Here is a 15,759-nt window from a genome sequence, read left to right on the forward strand (position 1 = left end):
TATGGACGTATAACAATTATAAAAAGGACACCGAAATTTAAACGTCAAAAATCTACATGAAAAGACTTCAAAGCATTGATATAGTAAGGGGCATCATAATGATCATTATGGCATTGGATCATACCCGCGATTTAATTCACATAACATCGGTCACAAACTCACCCACAGACTTGCAAACAACAACACCGGCTCTTTTCCTCACACGATGGATAACTCATTTCTGTGCACCGACTTTTGTTTTTTTGTCTGGAGTTTCTGCTTATCTATCCTTAAAGAAAAATGACATAAAAAGCACACGAAGGTTTTTGTTGACAAGAGGTGTATGGTTAATTATTTTGGAATTTACACTTGTTAATTTTGGCGTTTGGTTTGATCCGCATTTTAGTGCTTTCATTTTTGATGTTATTGCAGCTATTGGAGTTGGCTTCATAATCCTAAGCCTGTTTTTAAATGCTTCCACAAAAACGATTCTCATCACTGGATTAGCTATTATCTTCCTGCACAATTTATCGTCCTTTATCCCTGCAACAGGAGCTTTGCTACCAGGTAAAATTGCTATGATGCTGGTTGCTCCTGGTGCCATCCCTTTTGGAAAAAGAGGTTTATTTATCATGGGCTATCCGCCCATCCCCTGGCTTGGTGTCATGCTGGTTGGATTTGCAGCAGGTAGGCTTTTTGAACTTCCGGTATTAACCCGTAAGCCGCTATTTCTAAAAATCGGTTTAGCAGCTTTGGTCTTGTTTATCATAGTGCGAAGCCTTAACATTTATGGTGATGCTGTCCAATGGGCGCAGCAAAAGAGTTCATTGTTCACAGTTCTTTCCTTTATTAACGTTACCAAATATCCACCTTCACTGGTTTTTTGCCTGCTTACGTTGGGAGTAATGTTTTTACTCCTTTCCGCTGTGGAGGGTTTGCAAAATAAATTCACAGAAATAACCATAGTTTATGGTAAAGTGCCCTTGTTTTTTTTCCTCATTCACTGGTACATCTTGCATCCCCTAATGTTCCTAATTATTTTTCTCCAGGGATATAAATATTCTGATTTAGTATTTGGTATGAATTTGGGTCGTCCGAAAGGCGCAAGCGGCTTGAGCTTAGCGTACATCTACCTAATATGGTTGATGGTAGTTATTATGCTTTATCCGATATGCAGATGGTATGGAAACTACAAGGAAAGTCATAGAGAAAAAAAGTGGCTTAGATACCTATGAGTGGTGCCTATTTTGTACGGTAGAAATGATAACTGGCTAGTTATAAATTACCTTTTAAGTATATGGTAGTAGCATATTCAGGTGTTAATAGTAACTGTTTCGCGACATTTCTAACAATTAAAATCTAAGGGCAAAAATTAGCCTTAATCATCAACAAATAAATAAGAATTATTAGCAATAATAATCGTTTCCCGCGGAGACATGTAGAAAACAAAAAATAAGTTGAACTAGAATTGCCAGCATGAAATTACGATGCTAAAAATTGAATGTCTTAACACTGTAATATTCACAATGAATTAATAAAAATGATTTTTATCACACAACTAATTTACATTCTGGACGGGAAGGAAGGGATTTTCGATCAATTTGAAGCCATTGCTATTCCGACAATTTCGAAATACAATGGAAGACTTTTATTTAGAGTGCGACCTGACGAAAATGCCTATATAGAAAGCAATATAGAGAACCCGTATGAAATCCATCTTGTACAATTTGAGACGGAAAATGATTTTACAAATTTTATGCAGGATGAAGAACGAAAGCAATTTCTGCATTTAAAAGAGCAATCTATAAAATCGATTTTATTAATAAAAGGCACAAGTATAACAAGCAAAGAGATGAAATGAAAAAATACTGGGTGAAGTTCCGATTCAGATAAGGTGCCGTGAGTTGAAGGAGACAATATTGAGGCGTTTAGGATAATGACACTTTTGAAAGATTGGGTCTAAATGTGAGGTATTTGAATAATGGCAAAAACAAGGGGCAAGCTGAAAACCGCATATTAATCACTAAATAAAAATTAAATCACATGAGAAAAATTATCGTTTTATCAATGGTTTCACTTGACGGAGTAATGCAGGGGCCCGGTGGACCTGAGGAAGATACAGCCGGAGATTTTAAGTATGGAGGTTGGGTTGCACCCTATGGTGACGAAGTTAGTGGAGAGGTGGTGCAAAAAGAGCTGAGCCAAACTGCCGATTATCTTCTGGGCCGGACAACGTTTGAGATTTGGGAGAACTACTGGCCTGAACATGCCGACTTTTGGCCCGGCATCAATAATGGAACAAAATATGTTATGTCCAGGACCAGGAAAAAGTCAGATTGGAAAAACACTGTATTTATCGAAAGTCTGGAAGATATTAAGAAGCTTAAAAATTCAGATGGTTCTGACATTCAGGTTTGGGGCAGTAGTAAGCTCATTCAGTTGCTTCTTGCGAATGATTTAGTGGACGAACTGAAGCTCAAAATATACCCACTCACTTTAGGTAAAGGAAAAAACCTGTTTGGCAGCGGCGTGATACCAGCAGCATTTACATTAACAGAGAGTGTTGTTACATCAACCGGAGTAATTATTGCTAATTACAAACGGGCAGGAAAAGTAGAGACAGGCAGTATTGAAATTTAAGGAAAAAAATGAGAACACTGTTCGAACAGAGAGTATGCAAGTTTAAAACAGACTAGTTTCAATCTATGATAGCATGAACAGATAACATCGGTTTGGCAATGAGTGGGGCAGACAGTTGTGAATTCCACATTTGTACTTCTATTTGCATTTGTACAACGTTGGCTGATATTTGAATGCCCCACCATTGCCAAGTTCTGAGCCATATTGGCAAGAGGGCTGATTGAAGATGCCATACAATCAAATCAACGAGTTTTACCTGGCTATTTTTGATGAAGGCATAAACTGTTTCCGTCCAAGTCTTTCAGCCAGGCAAATCTTCCCCAAGGCGTATCATCAATTTTACCAACCTCAATCCCTTTCGTTTTCAATTCGTTGATTTCTGTTTCAATATTATCTGTTTCGCAAATAATGCCTTGAAAACCGGCGAGAGATATGGTTGTGTCGCTATTAGGCAACCCCATTTGTATCCACGTTTCACCATGTTCTCCAGGTCCTTCTACAAGAACTTGAAAACCGAGTTTCAAATAAAACTCTTTTGCTTTTTGTCTGTCCTTTACTGGAAGCATAATAATTTCTACTGATTTCATTTTTTGTTTTTTTGAATTATGAACTTGTTTTCAACGCAAAACTATTTGCTCAATGGCTAAATGACATCAGGTAAATGCGACAATATTACCCGTTGATTGCGACAACCTCTTTTTCTACATTTGTATGATGAAACATATTTCGATTTTGCCGCTTTATGATGCAACGCTCACAAGCATTGACAGCAGTCAACAACTTTTCTCGCGTATCAATGACTTTATGAAATACCAGGGAAAGCCATCATTTTACAATGTGGAAATAGTGGGTTTAGAAAAGGAAACAAAACTTAACAACGGACTTTACAGAATTTATACGGATAGAACAATAAAAGAAGTTTCGAAAACAGACGTAATTGTCATTCCATTATTATGTGGAGATTTTCCAAAGGCGATTTCAAAAAATGAAAGATACATTCACTGGATAAAAAGTCAATACCACAACAACGCTGAGATTGTATGCCTTTGTGTTGGTTCGTTTTTTCTTGCATCAACGGGACTTCTGAAAGACAAAAAATGTGCTGTACACTGGGCTGCAAAAAACGAGTTTAAAACTATGTTTCCCGATATAAAAGTTGTTGACGACACGATTATTACAGACGAAAGAGGAATTTATACTTGTGGTGGAGGGTTTTCATATTTGAACCTGTTGTTGTACATTATTGAAAAACATTTGGGAAGAGAAATATCAGTACTTGCGTCAAAAATGTTTGAAATTGACATTGAAAGAAAAAGTCAAAATCCATACGTGATCTTTATGGGACAAAAACAACACGGCGACGAAGTTGTTTTAAAGGCACAGGAATTTATTGAAAATAACCCAACTGCAACTTTTACCGTTAACCAAATTTGCGACAAATTTACCGTTGGACGAAGAACATTTGAAAGGCGATTTAAAAACAACACCAATAACTCAATTGTGGAATACATACAAAGAGTGAAAGTTGAGTTTGCAAAGAAACATTTGGAGAAAGGAAGAAAAACCGTAAACGAAATTATTTACGAAGCAGGTTACAATGACATTGATGCATTTAGAAAAGTGTTTAAAAAGTATACCGACCTATCGCTAATTGACTATCGCAAAAAGTTTTGCAGATAGCAGTGCAGGGCGTGCTTACTAGTAAAAATATAACCAACTGGAACAAGCCAGTCTGCGAAACAAACGGCATCAACATACACTACATAAGAACCAGTGGAAACAAACTTATTTAATTTTGTTACATCAAAACAAAACGAAGATTCACTGTGGTGTGACGGCAAATAAATTGTTTTGTTTGTGGCTGCATAGACTGCAAAATGGACCTATGGAAACAAAGTTGTCCCCCTTTTTTCAGTTTACGAAATTGTAGGCTTATTTGAATAAATTCAAATCGTCATCCTTTAAACCGTTCACGGAAAAAAAATGGTCAACCATAAGTTACTTATGAAATTAGCATACCATTATAAAGCAAGGTAAAAGGATTAAGGATATTCCAAATAGACCTATAGACGTGTTTAAATCTTAGTCATTCATCAACAGTAACTGCATTAAGTTAATTGGAACAAGAAAGCAAACAAACGTAAATAATTGCTGTCTATTCATACAAACAAGTTGTTTGTTGATTTTCAATTTAATCCTAAGGCTTTTTAATGAACTTAACTCTAAAGTAAACCATTAAAAAACCTCAGTATGATTGATTTTATAAAAACAGGGCGATTATTTTTTGGCCTGGGTATCATTGCATATGGAATACAACAAATCGTAATTAGAGATTTTCGTCCGCAAATATTACCTGGATTTCCTGCATGGGCTCACACAATCATTGCCTTGCCAATAGTGACAGGAGTAATCATGGTAGTCATAGGGCTTATCATTTCAGGCATATTTAAAGTTACAGAATCAAATAAAAGAAACATATGCCTTTATCTAGGCTTTTACTTTTTTGCACTCATCATACTTAGTCATATTCCTTATCTCCTTTTCGTCTATCCGCATAAGCTAAGCCATTTAGGTTCGTGGGGGGATGCTTTGAAAGGATTAGCATTTTCAGGCGGAGCATTTGTAATGGCAGGATCTTTTTTGGATAACAGGCCTCCATCCAAAAAAAATAATTTTTTTGAATCTGTGTTAGAGAACTTTATCCCGATAGGAAGGATATTTTTTTGCATGACAATTATCTTGTTTGGGTGTAATCATTTTGTATATGACATATCAGCTATGGTACCAAAGTGGTATGGCATGCCAAATTTTTGGAGCTATTTTGGAGGTGCTGCACTTATCTGTTCAGGGATAGTGATACTGTTCAAAATATTATTAAAACCAATCGCATTGCTTTTAGCCCTCATGCTTTTCCTGTGGTTTGTCACTCTTCATGTGCCCAATGCCTTTGCAGATCCTTATGTAGGTCACGGCAATCGAGTTGTAAGTGCCTTCGACGCATTGCTTTTCTGCGGCGTCGCGCTAGTACTCTCGCAGTTAACAAAACAAACAAGGAATAAAGATTCTGAAATCGTTTGGGCAAGTGATACCCGGAAAATAAGTGGCGTTAGAATTTGACAATCTTATCTGAGACTGATAGCTGTTAAGTATAGATGAAATAGCCTGATAAATTTTTGCAGATAAATGAACGTTTATTAATTATATGAAATTAATTAAGAGGCAGGATGACGAAGAGTTTCATGCCAATTAACCGATATTGGCAAATCTGCTATTAGATGATGAGCGCATTGCTAGAACATATGATAGCAAATTTAATAGGTACAAAAGAATTTTTATTGTCTCTTTCTGAAAGGATTTTGGCCCTATGCCCAAACTAGGGCCACTACTATCAGAACATTGCACAGTGATTACCTATGACCGTCGTGCCCGCGGGGAAAGTGGTGATACCCATTGCTATGCGGTTGAGCGGGAAATTGAAGATATTAATGCTCTAATTAATATCGCAGGTGGCTCTGCTTGTTTTTTTGGAATATCATCCGGTACGATCCTTTGTCTACAGGCTGCAGCCCGTGGTTTTAATATTACACAGCTTGTTTAATTGAGATTAACTACGAGATAGATGCACGTTTTGTTGCAATGAACGTATATCAAAATGCCTTACAAGTTGACAAATTTCCGATATCAAGAGGGACATGCATTGTTGCTAATAAATATACCGCACTTCTTTGGACACTCGGAATTGTTCCATCAGTTAGACAACCCAATTACAAATTTTATCTTGGCGGTAGAAGTATTCCTGCCCCAATTAAGATAACCAAGCACTATGGAGAATCGAATATTAATATTATAGCTACAGAGATTTTAGGCTTAACCAAAATGAATTGGAATTCACGTGACTTATATTCTAAGTTACCATCTACCATTGATTCGTCTAACCAAATTGCACGAATTGGAAAATTACTTTCGAGATTTGAAGGCAAAACGTACGACTATAGACTTTTTATATAGCGGAGAAACAACCGTAGTTATTAATTCGAAACCAGGATATTTGTCCTTTGTTAAATATGCTGTCGCCACAACTACTATCAGTACAAGTGAGTAACACAACGATGCTCAATAGCAGTTCAAATGCTGGCTACAAAAAAAAAATCCTACTTAAATAACTTCCACTTCCTTCATATTCATACTTTTCTTCACCATCTCTTTATGCCTTGCTCCCCATTCGCTAAGTGCTTGTAGCACTCCACCCAGGGTTTCAGCATATTCGGTTAACTCGTACTCTACCACTACTGGTGTGCCAGTAAACACGTTTCGGCGTACAAAGCCGTTTAGTTCCAAATCTTTTAATTCTGTTGACAGCACTTTTGCAGAGATACCTTCAATCAATCGTTGCATTTCATTAAACCTCCGGTTGCCTTCTGTTAACGCAACAATTATTCTTAGTTTCCACTTGCCACCAATTACATAAAGGGCATCTGCAACAGAATTGAGGGTGGCTTTGCATTCTGCTTCTGATGTAACCTCTTTGTCCATTTTCAACTTAGCCATAACATTTGTTTTACTACTTACCTAAAGGTAACTACTAACCTTTTGTATAGTAGTTACTTTATGAAAGTAAAGGTAGGTAGTTTTGCATTATCAAAGGAACAATCAAAAAAAACAACAATCATGGCAACAACAAAATGGGTATTAGACCCAACGAACAGGAGTTAGGTTTTAAAATAAAGCATCTAATAATCAGCAATATTTCAGGATCGCTTAAAAGCTTCCAGGCAGAAGTAGAAACACAGGGCGAGGATTTTACTACAGCTCAAATCAAAGTTAAGCTGCTATTTTAAAGGACGCTCTCGACTCTAATCCTCTTTAAAAGCTGAGTTGTCACTTTCTTTTTCTTGAAAAAAAGAAAGTAACCAAAGAAAATTCAAGAAAGGAATGAAACAGCCCATTCCTTTCGCCGTTCCCTGATTAAGCTTCTGTACTACTGTGGCGGCTGCAACATTTGGTTTTCATGCTTATTCCTTTGAAGAGACTTTAAGTCGTGAGACTATTTTTCTACAATGTGTCTTCCAGAACGGCTCTTCCCTCGACCTTCGAAAAAAGGCGTTAAGAAAATGGATAGTTAGGGAGTTAAGAAATGAAATAGATGTTACTGAAGTTTGGGAGTGTTTATAGATCGTAAGTCCTCCTAAAGCCGAATCTTATTCTTGCGGTGTGACTTATTTCATTTTAGACCGAGCTATCCATTTTTAGCCATTTTTCGCAGTTTTGATTTTTTTGTTTCTTTTTTTATCACGAAAAAAAGAAAAACAGTACACGATCAGTATAACATGGACAACTCACCTCTTTTAAACACGAATGTTTAATAATAAAAGAAAATTTATGTCTATAAAAAGAAAATTGGTAAGAATAGAAACGCCTAAACCTCAACCGGGTTTTCTCGGTCCTGATCATACGAAACGTGCTGTAGTATCGGGTGGCTTTTCCGCAAGTGATCCATTTATATTGCTAATGGACGATGACTTAGACAAGAAGGATAACACGCCTGTTGGCGGCGCTCATCCGCATGCAGGTTTTGAAACTGTCTCTTTGCTGTTAGAAGGCGAAGTAGGTGATGCCGCACATACCATGAAGAGTGGCGACTTCCAGATAATGACTGCAGGCAGTGGTATTGTGCATACAGAAACAATCGACAAGGCTGCTACCATGCGCCTGTTACAACTATGGATTAATCTGTCAAAGAAAGACAGGTTAGCCACACCAAGAGTGCAGGATTTGCCTTTGGAGCATGCTCCAACTTTAAATGAAAGGGGAGTGCATATAAAAGTGTATAGCGGCTCTCTTGCAGGTTTGACTTCGCCTATTGAAAACTATACTCCGATGGTGATTGCTGATGTTACCATTGAAATGGATGTTACAACTACACTTGATATACCCGCAAACTTCAACACCTTCTTATATGTTTTGGATGGGAGTGTGGTGATTGGTGAAGATGAAAAAGGATTGAACAAGTACCAGGTGGGATGGTTGGATATGGGAACGGATAATGCAGCAAGTGAGTTGAAGTTAACAGCGGGCAAAGAAGGAGTTTGCTTTTCGCTATATGCAGGGAAACCAACTGGCGACACAATCGTTTCACATGGTCCCTTCATTGCAGATAGTCAGGAGGACATCATGCGTTTTTATAGCGAATACAGGCAGGGGAAAATGAAACACATATCAAGGGTACCTGAAAGTCAGAGACTGAGTTGGTAGGCATTGAACAAACAAATAAATCATAGCAAGTACCTTCGTAAAATTAAAAATCATTAGTATGGAATTAGGTGTTGGAATGTTTGGAGATCTGCACATTAATAGTAAAGGCGAGGTGCAGCCTGCACAACAGCGGATGCAGGAATTTATAGAAGAGATCAAATTGATGGATGAAGTAGGCCTTGATTTCTTTGGCATCGGGGAACATCATCGGCCGGACTATGCAGTCTCGACACCCGAAATTATATTGGCTGCAGCAGCAACCGTAACAAAGAACATTAAACTTGGAAGCGCTGTTTCAGTATTAAGTTCATCTGATCCTGTTCGATTGTATCAAAGTTTTGCTACTGTAGATTTAATCAGCAACGGACGTGCTGAACTGATGGTAGGTCGCGGAAGTTTCACGGAGTCTTTTCCTCTGTTTGGCTATCACCTCCAAGATTACAACGAGTTGTTTGAGGAAAAACTGGAGTTGCTGCTGCAGATCAATAAGCAGCCCCGTGTGACATGGAAAGGCAAGTTCCGCTCTGCGTTGGAGAATCAGCAGGTATTACCACGTGCAGTGAATGATGCATTAGATATATGGGTAGCGGTTGGCGGTACGCCGGAGTCGGTAGTTAGAGCTGCAAAGTTTAACCTGCCGGTGATCTTTGCTATTATTGGTGGTAACCCAGCGCAGTTCAAGCCGCTATTCGACTATTACAGAAAAGCACTTCAGCATTTTGGTCATGGCACAGAAACACTACAAGTAGGTGTACATATACATTCGTTTTTTGGGGACAATAGCAGGCAAATCGCAGACGACTACTATCCAACATATGCAGCGCAGATGAACCGCATTGGCAAGCAGAGGGGATGGCCAGCATACACAAAGCAACAGTTTGAACAAGGGCGTTCACCACAAGGCCATCTCATTATTGGCGATGCTAATGAAGCTGTCGATAAAATACTTCACATGCAAGAGATGTTTGGCCTCACCCGCTTTTCCGCCCACATGGATGTTGGTGGACCATCACATGAATCAATGATGAAAACTATTGAAATCTTTGGGACGAAGATTGCCCCCAAGGTGAGAGAAGCTTTGGGAATTAGGGCAACAGAGCAAGTTTAAGGGAATGATTTTGTTTTGGGAAGTAAAGAACAGGTAATTTGCATATATTTTAATTTAGGAACAAGATTTGAAATAAGTAGTCTAAAGCCCAAAGCAAGTACATCACGCCGCTTAACAATTGATACTATGGATGAATATTTATGCATTAATGATGTTTTCACAGCTGAGCAAAAGCGTGGCTTTGAAAATTTGCCGGTAAAGGGTGAAACTTACACTTTGAAAGAAGAGGTTAAGTCTACTATTGATAATAAGATAGGTTTAGTATTTTACGAGCTTCCAAACCCCAGCCATCCAAATGGACAAGAGTATTCTTTTAGACCAAGTAGATTTGTGAAAGTTGATAAAACAAAAGGACAAACTGAACTAGTTGAAGAAAAAGAGCTTGTTTATGTTTTGGAAAAGAACAAATGACGCTAAGACAAACCATAATGTTTTTTCCAAAAGGTGAAACCGAAGTTGTAAAAATTGAGATTTACGTTTACGATGATAGCTCAGGCGATAATGGCTTTTGGAACGTAGATACAAATAAGGTAGCATTAACGCCTTCACTTTATTCTCAATTCAGAAGCCTCGATACTCAAGTAGCACAAAGAAAGTTTTTTGAGCAGTTAAGGAAAGTCAGTTCAACTTCATTAACCTAGAGTTTGAAGTTTTAGAAATTAATACGAGTGCAGGTTCCACATTCCACAGCGAATACTGCTGGATAATTACAAAACCTACACCTTGTTAAGATTTCGCTGCATTTTTGTGTGGTGGATTTTTCGATGTCGCATTATTATGCAGTAACAGGTTCAAAAAGAAAACCTTCACCAATACGAGTTATTTCATGATGGTTCATCTTATCGACGGCACCTATGAATTGTTCCGGCACTTCTACGGTCTCCGCAGCTTCAACAAGGGCAATGACAAACAATTTGGAGCCGTAGTTGGCGTGCTTTATGGGGTATTGGAAAGGATCGAAAAAGGTGCGACTCATCTAGGCGTCGCAACAGATCATGTTATTGAGTCGTTCCGTAATAAACTTTGGAGCGAATATAAAACCGGGCAGGGCATAGAACCGGTCCTGTTTGCACAATTCCATCCTCTGGAAGAAGCATTAACGTTGATGGGTGTTGTGGTGTGGCCTATGAATGAGCTGGAAGCAGATGATGCACTAGCGTCTGCTGCGCACCTGGCTGCTGCCAATCCGCAGGTTGAAAAAGTATGTATCTGGACACCGGATAAAGATTTGGCGCAGTGCGTGCGGGAAGATCGCGTAGTGCAGGTCGACAGCCGGGCTAAAGCGATAAGAGATGCAGACGCTGTTTTCAATAAATTTGGCGTTACACCTGTACTCATTCCCGATTATCTTGCCCTTGTTGGCGATAGCGCTGATGGATATCCCGGCATCTCGGGTGTTGGCAAGCGGAGTGCAACCAGGCTGTTGAACAGATATGGGCCAATCGAAAATTTCCCGTCAGAGGTGCTGGGACAACAACGTGAAAAAGCATTGCTGTTCAAACGCCTTGCTACGTTGAGAATGGATGAACCACTATTCACCGATGTTAACGAGCTGCAGTGGCGAGGTCCTACTTCAGCTTTCGCTGAGTTTGCTATAAAAATCGGCGAACCAGCTTTGGGTGAACGGACAAACAAAGTCGCGGCAAAAGTTATTCAACATCAGTAAGATTGCCCCGGGAAGCAATTTAAGAGAACGTGGTAGCTATAAGGGTCGAATGGTGATTGCTGCTCTTAACATATCTACTCTCCTCAACTTATCCTTCCATTTTAACAACCCCGGCATTCCTGCTGAGACAACTACTTTATAGTACAAGTGTGCGACCAACGATGCCCAATTGAAACTTTACTGCTGACTACATAAAAAATACGTTACTCTTTAATCATCATTCCCTCATCCTTTACCTACTCCAACAATTTTTACTGACAGTTACGTTCACTTTTAGCGATGCCAATAAGTCTGACTACATTTCCATCATTTTTATCACCCAGGAAACAAGCAAATGGAGTTCATCATCTGCTGCATCAAACACCATTCATCATGTACCTGTAGAATTAAACCCTAAGTTTTATCGTCCTTTCAGTAGCTTTCCGAACTCGTACCAATCGAATCCTTTCTCAACGCGGTTATGCCTCAGCGCAGGAATCTGTGTTGTGATTAAAAGGGCAGTTCCATTTAAATCCGCCCGATGATGCTGTGGGATTTCTCGCTTTATTGCCTTAACCATCTTGAATCTCGCGCTAGGAAAGAACTCTTGCACAGATTTTTTTAGCAAGTTGATGTTATCCATACCGTACATTAGGACAACTTCTGGCTTATAGACAATTATGTTTTTGAGGATCCGATTTATGCGTTTAGAATAGATGTAGTCCTCGTATAATGCTCGGCTTTTGAGAAAAGGAAATTGGGGCAGCTCGAGCCAGGCATAATACCAGGCATGGTTGTGAGCAGGAAGGGGAAATAGCGGTATCAAGGCCTCCTTGGGCGGTGATGGTAAGGCAAATGAGTTTTTCTGATACGTGAGCAGATCAGGAAGTTTTTGGTTTTGGTATCCATGGACAAAGGCGATGAGGTTTTTCCACCCACCGTGCAACGTTGCATGGCTACCAAACCGCTGGTCGTTGAGGTTTGTGAATCTCTCGGCTCGCGGCCCATCCAATCGGAATTCTACATGATTGTACAGTTGACGGATGTCGCAGAGGGTGTCCATATTCGACTCTTGCAAGTTGTAAAAGTAGTTTAGCTTTTCGGCTACTTCTTCGGGTACATCACCCCCGGGTTCTTCATAGCCAACGAACCAGAACCTGGCGTGCCAGGATCCGTATCCGTAAAAATTATCTAACCAGTATTTGAGCGCTTTCGCTTCAATTAGCATGGCCTGAAAGTTAATCAATCATGGCCGCCTTTAATCGAAAATCATACTTCGGAGCAAGTACTGTTATAGAAATAAGTTGTTAACAATTTCAATTTCTACCGGACCTTGCGTTAAACCCTTTGGTGATCCTTCCTGACACCTAACCAGCCAGAGGGTTTCAATGCCGGAAAATACTTCGTCTAAGCCAGGTCTTTAGAGCAAAGCCTTGTTGGTTAACATGAGACCCCGCAGTGGATGGGGGGCGATGCATAGCACGAAAAGAAGATTTTTGCAAGGCGCCGCTTTCAACGGGTTAATAAACCATAAAAAAAACAAGACATTAATTAGTGCGTTTCATATTTTGAAAAAGCAATCAAATCAAAACATTTATTCTATTCATGTATAATCAAATTATCCGGTCACGCAACCGTTATCTTATAAATTTGCCCGCGGTGGTCGTTTTTCTCGGCGCATTGGTTTTGCTTGCTTCCTGCGATAGTTCACCAACTGAACACTATGCTTTATTACGCGACTCGGCACTGATACAATTGCCGTTGAAAGTGTAACCCGCGAGGGCAATTTGGTAACGAGTGATGAAGTTGACCGGTTTCCACTAGTGCGAGTACGACATACTGTAATTCATCTCAACCCTGACGGCAGTATTAAACACCTTGTCATGGATATTCATACGCCCGGTTTGCCGGCAGATCGGCGTGGACTAAAAGTGACCGCTGATGTTACCGCCGATAAGGTGCACATCTCCAAAACGGATGGCACGGGCACATTGAAGCGTGACTTTGCAACAGGTGGCGCTATAGTGGAAGCGCATGTGCCACAAATGTACAGCCTCTATGAACTTTACTTCGCAGCGGCACTAAAGCATGCGACAGCATCAAAACTTGAAGCGGGTAAACCCGTGCAAATACGGCAGTTTTATATTGATCGACAATTCGATCGCTTTCCATTGGGGCGAGGTAGTGTAACACCGCGCGGTAGTGGCAAGGCGGAGATAGCCCACGACTGGCTTTCCGGTACAGGGGAGGCAACAATGGACTCTACCAATCATTTGCTCAACTACTCCGGTCACCGCACACATATAAGGTAGATGTGAGCCGCCTGCCCTCTCCGCCCGAGATAAAAAGTATCGCTGACCGGTTTGAAGCTGTGGAAGCAAAAAAGGGAATCGTGAAGGAAATAAGTGTACGGGATACAATGCGGGCACAAATTGGCAATGCTATGTTTACCATCGATTACGGCCGCCCACGTATGCGTGGACGCGAGTTGCTGGGTGATGTATTACCCTACAACTATGTCTGGCGTACAGGAGCCAATGCAGCAACGCAGTTTACAACGTCGTTGCCGATCAAGCTTGCCGGAATGCAAATACCGCGGGAACCTACACATTGTGGACTGTGCCACACACAACCTCAGTTGATCTGATCGTAAACAAGCAGACTGGCCAGTGGGGCACTGACTATAACCCCTTACATAACCTGCGCATAGCAAGAATTACCAGTCAGGCACTTCCAGCGCCGATAGAAGTGTTTACAATTTCCATCATTCCAGATAACTTAAAACATGGAACACTTATAATGGAATGGGGTCTTTTTAGGTGGACGGCACCAATAGAAGTGCAATGAGGTTCTACCTGGTTATAAGCTACACTTAAAATAGTGTAGCCAGCAGTCGAAGGATCAATAGCTTTTCATACTTCACGAACCCTGCGTCAATGCGTACGGAAGATTCTGCAGATTTCGAGTACTACAGCTTAATCTTCCGGTTAATTTTCGTTAGAAGCTGTACGGGAAGTGCATATACCTTAAAAGGTACAAAAAAGGCAATTATAAAAATACTATACCCTTAACGGTATATGTAGTAGTAGAGTTATTTGTTATGGTAGCGCAAATAAATAAAAACGTATAAGAGCTACGGGATATTGAGCATGTGCATCTAAACCAATCCGTCAAAATATTTTTAAGTAGTTAAAACATTTGTATGTGCTAAACTTTGACTGGCAAAAGCCAGAGGAGCATCGACTGTGACTAAAACGGTAGCAAATGAATGCCTTGCTACATGAGTAGGAAATTTGAACTCAAATCCTAATTCAACACCAACCTGGTAAATTTAATAAAACTCCGATACCAATATACCCCAATCCTGTCCAAAATTTAGACAGGATTGTTTGAGCTAACTCTACTTAATTTCGCTATCATACTGAAGTGTCTCAATCGAGCACATGCTAATAATTAAGATTAAGGAAGTTATTGGGATTGTAATTAATTGATAGTATAATTCAACTATTGCATCATTCAAACTATTTTTAAAACATGAATTAACATATATTGATGTTACTAATCTAAAAATAAAAATTGTGTGTTTATGGAAAGAGCTTTCAGAAAATCAGCAGAGGACACATATCCTAAAAAAATCTTTTCTCATCAACTTATAACCTTTGAAGACCTACAGGAGTTCAAAAAACAATTATTAGTAGAGTTGTTGAAGGCTATAAAGCCAGCAACAAGTATAACAACAAAAAGGTGGCTGAAGTCTCATGAAGTGAGACGATTTCTAAAAATCTCTCCTGGTACTTTACAGACACTTAAGTCTTCGGGCGTTGTTCCCTACCAGAAGGAGAAGTAAATTAGCAGTGCATAAATTTCTTTCAAAAGCAATTAGTAATAATCGGTGTCCCAAAGTGGTTAATATTGATAAGAGTGGAGCTAATAAGGAAACCATCAGAACTTACAATAACAGGTCCTTAAAGAAGATAAGGATAAGACAGTGTAAGTATTTAAATAATAGGGTAAAAGGGATTATAGATTTATAAAGTGGAGAATTCAAAATGTGCTTGGTTATAAGAGTTTTGAATCAGCATCAAGGACGTTGGTAGGAATAGACAGACAGTAGATTTTCTATTAACAAAAGGAA

At 39.5% G+C, this 15,759-nt stretch carries 20 protein-coding genes and 1 pseudogene; 17 read left to right on the forward strand and 4 right to left on the reverse strand.

Annotated elements, in window-relative coordinates:
• Nucleotides 1-56 precede the first annotated feature (56 nt).
• The 3 genes from B154_RS0113460 (at nt 57) to B154_RS0113470 (ending at nt 2,619) form a co-directional block, all read left to right on the forward strand.
• Nucleotides 57-1,214, forward strand: coding sequence for an acetyltransferase domain-containing protein (locus B154_RS0113460; RefSeq protein WP_018614782.1), 1,158 nt, complete (start codon nt 57-59; stop codon nt 1,212-1,214).
• A gap of 305 nt (nt 1,215-1,519) precedes the next feature.
• Complete coding sequence (locus B154_RS0113465; protein WP_018614783.1) at nt 1,520-1,840, forward strand: hypothetical protein; 321 nt, start codon at nt 1,520-1,522, stop codon at nt 1,838-1,840.
• Nucleotides 1,841-2,022: 182 nt separating this feature from the next.
• Nucleotides 2,023-2,619 (forward strand): dihydrofolate reductase family protein, encoded by a 597-nt coding sequence (locus tag B154_RS0113470; protein WP_018614784.1) that lies wholly within the window; start codon nt 2,023-2,025, stop codon nt 2,617-2,619.
• 58 nt (nt 2,620-2,677) lie between these two features.
• Here B154_RS0113470 and B154_RS0113475 read toward each other — a convergent pair whose 3' ends face one another.
• Together B154_RS0113475 and B154_RS0113480 are read right to left on the reverse strand one after the other, a co-directional pair.
• Nucleotides 2,678-2,860: a hypothetical protein gene (locus tag B154_RS0113475; protein WP_018614785.1), complete on the reverse strand. Its 183-nt coding sequence runs from the start codon at nt 2,858-2,860 to the stop codon at nt 2,678-2,680.
• A 19-nt stretch (nt 2,861-2,879) separates the two neighbouring features.
• On the reverse strand, nt 2,880-3,206 hold the full coding sequence (locus B154_RS0113480; protein WP_018614786.1) for a VOC family protein: 327 nt from the start codon (nt 3,204-3,206) through the stop codon (nt 2,880-2,882).
• A gap of 124 nt (nt 3,207-3,330) precedes the next feature.
• Between B154_RS0113480 and B154_RS0113485 the strand changes: the two genes are divergently transcribed.
• From B154_RS0113485 to B154_RS32390, 4 genes are all read left to right on the forward strand, one after another.
• Nucleotides 3,331-4,299: a GlxA family transcriptional regulator gene (locus B154_RS0113485; protein WP_245542600.1), complete on the forward strand. Its 969-nt coding sequence runs from the start codon at nt 3,331-3,333 to the stop codon at nt 4,297-4,299.
• Between the two features lie 570 nt (nt 4,300-4,869).
• Nucleotides 4,870-5,736, forward strand: a complete 867-nt coding sequence (locus B154_RS0113490; protein WP_018614788.1) for a hypothetical protein — start codon at nt 4,870-4,872, stop codon at nt 5,734-5,736.
• 247 nt (nt 5,737-5,983) lie between these two features.
• Nucleotides 5,984-6,217, forward strand: a complete 234-nt coding sequence (locus tag B154_RS0113495; protein WP_157580727.1) for an alpha/beta fold hydrolase — start codon at nt 5,984-5,986, stop codon at nt 6,215-6,217.
• Between the two features lie 351 nt (nt 6,218-6,568).
• The gene (locus tag B154_RS32390; protein WP_157580729.1) at nt 6,569-6,721 is read left to right on the forward strand and encodes a hypothetical protein; all 153 of its coding nucleotides are present in this window, start codon (nt 6,569-6,571) and stop codon (nt 6,719-6,721) included.
• A gap of 53 nt (nt 6,722-6,774) precedes the next feature.
• Here the strand turns inward: B154_RS32390 and B154_RS0113505 are convergent, their stop codons facing one another.
• Nucleotides 6,775-7,167, reverse strand: a complete 393-nt coding sequence (locus tag B154_RS0113505; RefSeq protein ID WP_018614791.1) for a winged helix-turn-helix transcriptional regulator — start codon at nt 7,165-7,167, stop codon at nt 6,775-6,777.
• 134 nt (nt 7,168-7,301) lie between these two features.
• On the opposite strand from B154_RS0113505, the gene B154_RS32770 reads away from it, so the two are divergent.
• From B154_RS32770 to B154_RS0113535, 6 genes are all read left to right on the forward strand, one after another.
• A complete protein-coding gene (locus tag B154_RS32770) occupies nt 7,302-7,457 on the forward strand; it encodes a YceI family protein (RefSeq protein ID WP_169337666.1) in 156 nt (51 codons plus the stop codon).
• 541 nt (nt 7,458-7,998) lie between these two features.
• Nucleotides 7,999-8,871 (forward strand): pirin family protein, encoded by an 873-nt coding sequence (locus tag B154_RS0113515; protein ID WP_026260181.1) that lies wholly within the window; start codon nt 7,999-8,001, stop codon nt 8,869-8,871.
• Between the two features lie 58 nt (nt 8,872-8,929).
• A complete protein-coding gene (locus B154_RS0113520) occupies nt 8,930-9,979 on the forward strand; it encodes an LLM class flavin-dependent oxidoreductase (RefSeq protein ID WP_018614793.1) in 1,050 nt (349 codons plus the stop codon).
• 15 nt (nt 9,980-9,994) lie between these two features.
• Nucleotides 9,995-10,390, forward strand: a complete 396-nt coding sequence (locus B154_RS0113525; RefSeq protein ID WP_018614794.1) for a hypothetical protein — start codon at nt 9,995-9,997, stop codon at nt 10,388-10,390.
• Entirely contained in the window at nt 10,387-10,620 is a 234-nt protein-coding gene (locus B154_RS0113530; RefSeq protein WP_018614795.1) for a hypothetical protein, read from the forward strand. Before B154_RS0113525 ends, B154_RS0113530 begins: the two co-directional genes overlap by 4 nt.
• Before the next feature lie 188 nt (nt 10,621-10,808).
• On the forward strand, nt 10,809-11,645 hold the full coding sequence (locus tag B154_RS0113535) for a 5'-3' exonuclease (RefSeq protein ID WP_245542601.1): 837 nt from the start codon (nt 10,809-10,811) through the stop codon (nt 11,643-11,645).
• A 400-nt stretch (nt 11,646-12,045) separates the two neighbouring features.
• Here B154_RS0113535 and B154_RS0113540 read toward each other — a convergent pair whose 3' ends face one another.
• Entirely contained in the window at nt 12,046-12,852 is an 807-nt protein-coding gene (locus tag B154_RS0113540) for a hypothetical protein (protein ID WP_018614797.1), read from the reverse strand.
• Between the two features lie 377 nt (nt 12,853-13,229).
• Between B154_RS0113540 and B154_RS32395 the strand changes: the two genes are divergently transcribed.
• The 4 genes and pseudogenes from B154_RS32395 (at nt 13,230) to B154_RS28555 (ending at nt 15,471) form a co-directional block, all read left to right on the forward strand.
• The gene (locus tag B154_RS32395) at nt 13,230-13,397 is read left to right on the forward strand and encodes a hypothetical protein (protein ID WP_157580731.1); all 168 of its coding nucleotides are present in this window, start codon (nt 13,230-13,232) and stop codon (nt 13,395-13,397) included.
• A 50-nt stretch (nt 13,398-13,447) separates the two neighbouring features.
• On the forward strand, nt 13,448-13,936 hold the full coding sequence (locus B154_RS0113555) for a hypothetical protein (RefSeq protein ID WP_157580733.1): 489 nt from the start codon (nt 13,448-13,450) through the stop codon (nt 13,934-13,936).
• A 131-nt stretch (nt 13,937-14,067) separates the two neighbouring features.
• Nucleotides 14,068-14,471: pseudogene (locus tag B154_RS33385) on the forward strand (DUF2911 domain-containing protein).
• A gap of 739 nt (nt 14,472-15,210) precedes the next feature.
• Entirely contained in the window at nt 15,211-15,471 is a 261-nt protein-coding gene (locus B154_RS28555) for a hypothetical protein (protein ID WP_018614799.1), read from the forward strand.
• Nucleotides 15,472-15,759: the final 288 nt, after the last annotated feature.

Source organism: Segetibacter koreensis DSM 18137 (assembly GCF_000374045.1).
Classification (GTDB): domain Bacteria; phylum Bacteroidota; class Bacteroidia; order Chitinophagales; family Chitinophagaceae; genus Segetibacter; species Segetibacter koreensis.

Excerpts from the sequence above, each read along its gene's own strand:
- B154_RS0113520 (WP_018614793.1), top strand. The coding sequence starts at position 8,930 with ATGGAATTAGGTGTTGGAATGTTTGGAGATCTGCACATTAATAGTAAA.
- B154_RS0113490 (WP_018614788.1), top strand. The coding sequence starts at position 4,870 with ATGATTGATTTTATAAAAACAGGGCGATTATTTTTTGGCCTGGGTATC.
- B154_RS32770 (WP_169337666.1), top strand. The coding sequence starts at position 7,302 with ATGGGTATTAGACCCAACGAACAGGAGTTAGGTTTTAAAATAAAGCAT.
- B154_RS0113540 (WP_018614797.1), bottom strand. The coding sequence starts at position 12,852 with ATGCTAATTGAAGCGAAAGCGCTCAAATACTGGTTAGATAATTTTTAC.
- B154_RS0113465 (WP_018614783.1), top strand. The coding sequence starts at position 1,520 with ATGATTTTTATCACACAACTAATTTACATTCTGGACGGGAAGGAAGGG.
- B154_RS0113535 (WP_245542601.1), top strand. The coding sequence starts at position 10,809 with ATGGTTCATCTTATCGACGGCACCTATGAATTGTTCCGGCACTTCTAC.
- B154_RS0113460 (WP_018614782.1), top strand. The coding sequence starts at position 57 with ATGAAAAGACTTCAAAGCATTGATATAGTAAGGGGCATCATAATGATC.
- B154_RS0113480 (WP_018614786.1), bottom strand. The coding sequence starts at position 3,206 with ATGAAATCAGTAGAAATTATTATGCTTCCAGTAAAGGACAGACAAAAA.
- B154_RS0113495 (WP_157580727.1), top strand. The coding sequence starts at position 5,984 with ATGCCCAAACTAGGGCCACTACTATCAGAACATTGCACAGTGATTACC.
- B154_RS32395 (WP_157580731.1), top strand. The coding sequence starts at position 13,230 with ATGTATAATCAAATTATCCGGTCACGCAACCGTTATCTTATAAATTTG.
- B154_RS0113485 (WP_245542600.1), top strand. The coding sequence starts at position 3,331 with ATGATGAAACATATTTCGATTTTGCCGCTTTATGATGCAACGCTCACA.
- B154_RS0113530 (WP_018614795.1), top strand. The coding sequence starts at position 10,387 with ATGACGCTAAGACAAACCATAATGTTTTTTCCAAAAGGTGAAACCGAA.
- B154_RS0113505 (WP_018614791.1), bottom strand. The coding sequence starts at position 7,167 with ATGGCTAAGTTGAAAATGGACAAAGAGGTTACATCAGAAGCAGAATGC.
- B154_RS0113515 (WP_026260181.1), top strand. The coding sequence starts at position 7,999 with ATGTCTATAAAAAGAAAATTGGTAAGAATAGAAACGCCTAAACCTCAA.
- B154_RS0113470 (WP_018614784.1), top strand. The coding sequence starts at position 2,023 with ATGAGAAAAATTATCGTTTTATCAATGGTTTCACTTGACGGAGTAATG.
- B154_RS28555 (WP_018614799.1), top strand. The coding sequence starts at position 15,211 with ATGGAAAGAGCTTTCAGAAAATCAGCAGAGGACACATATCCTAAAAAA.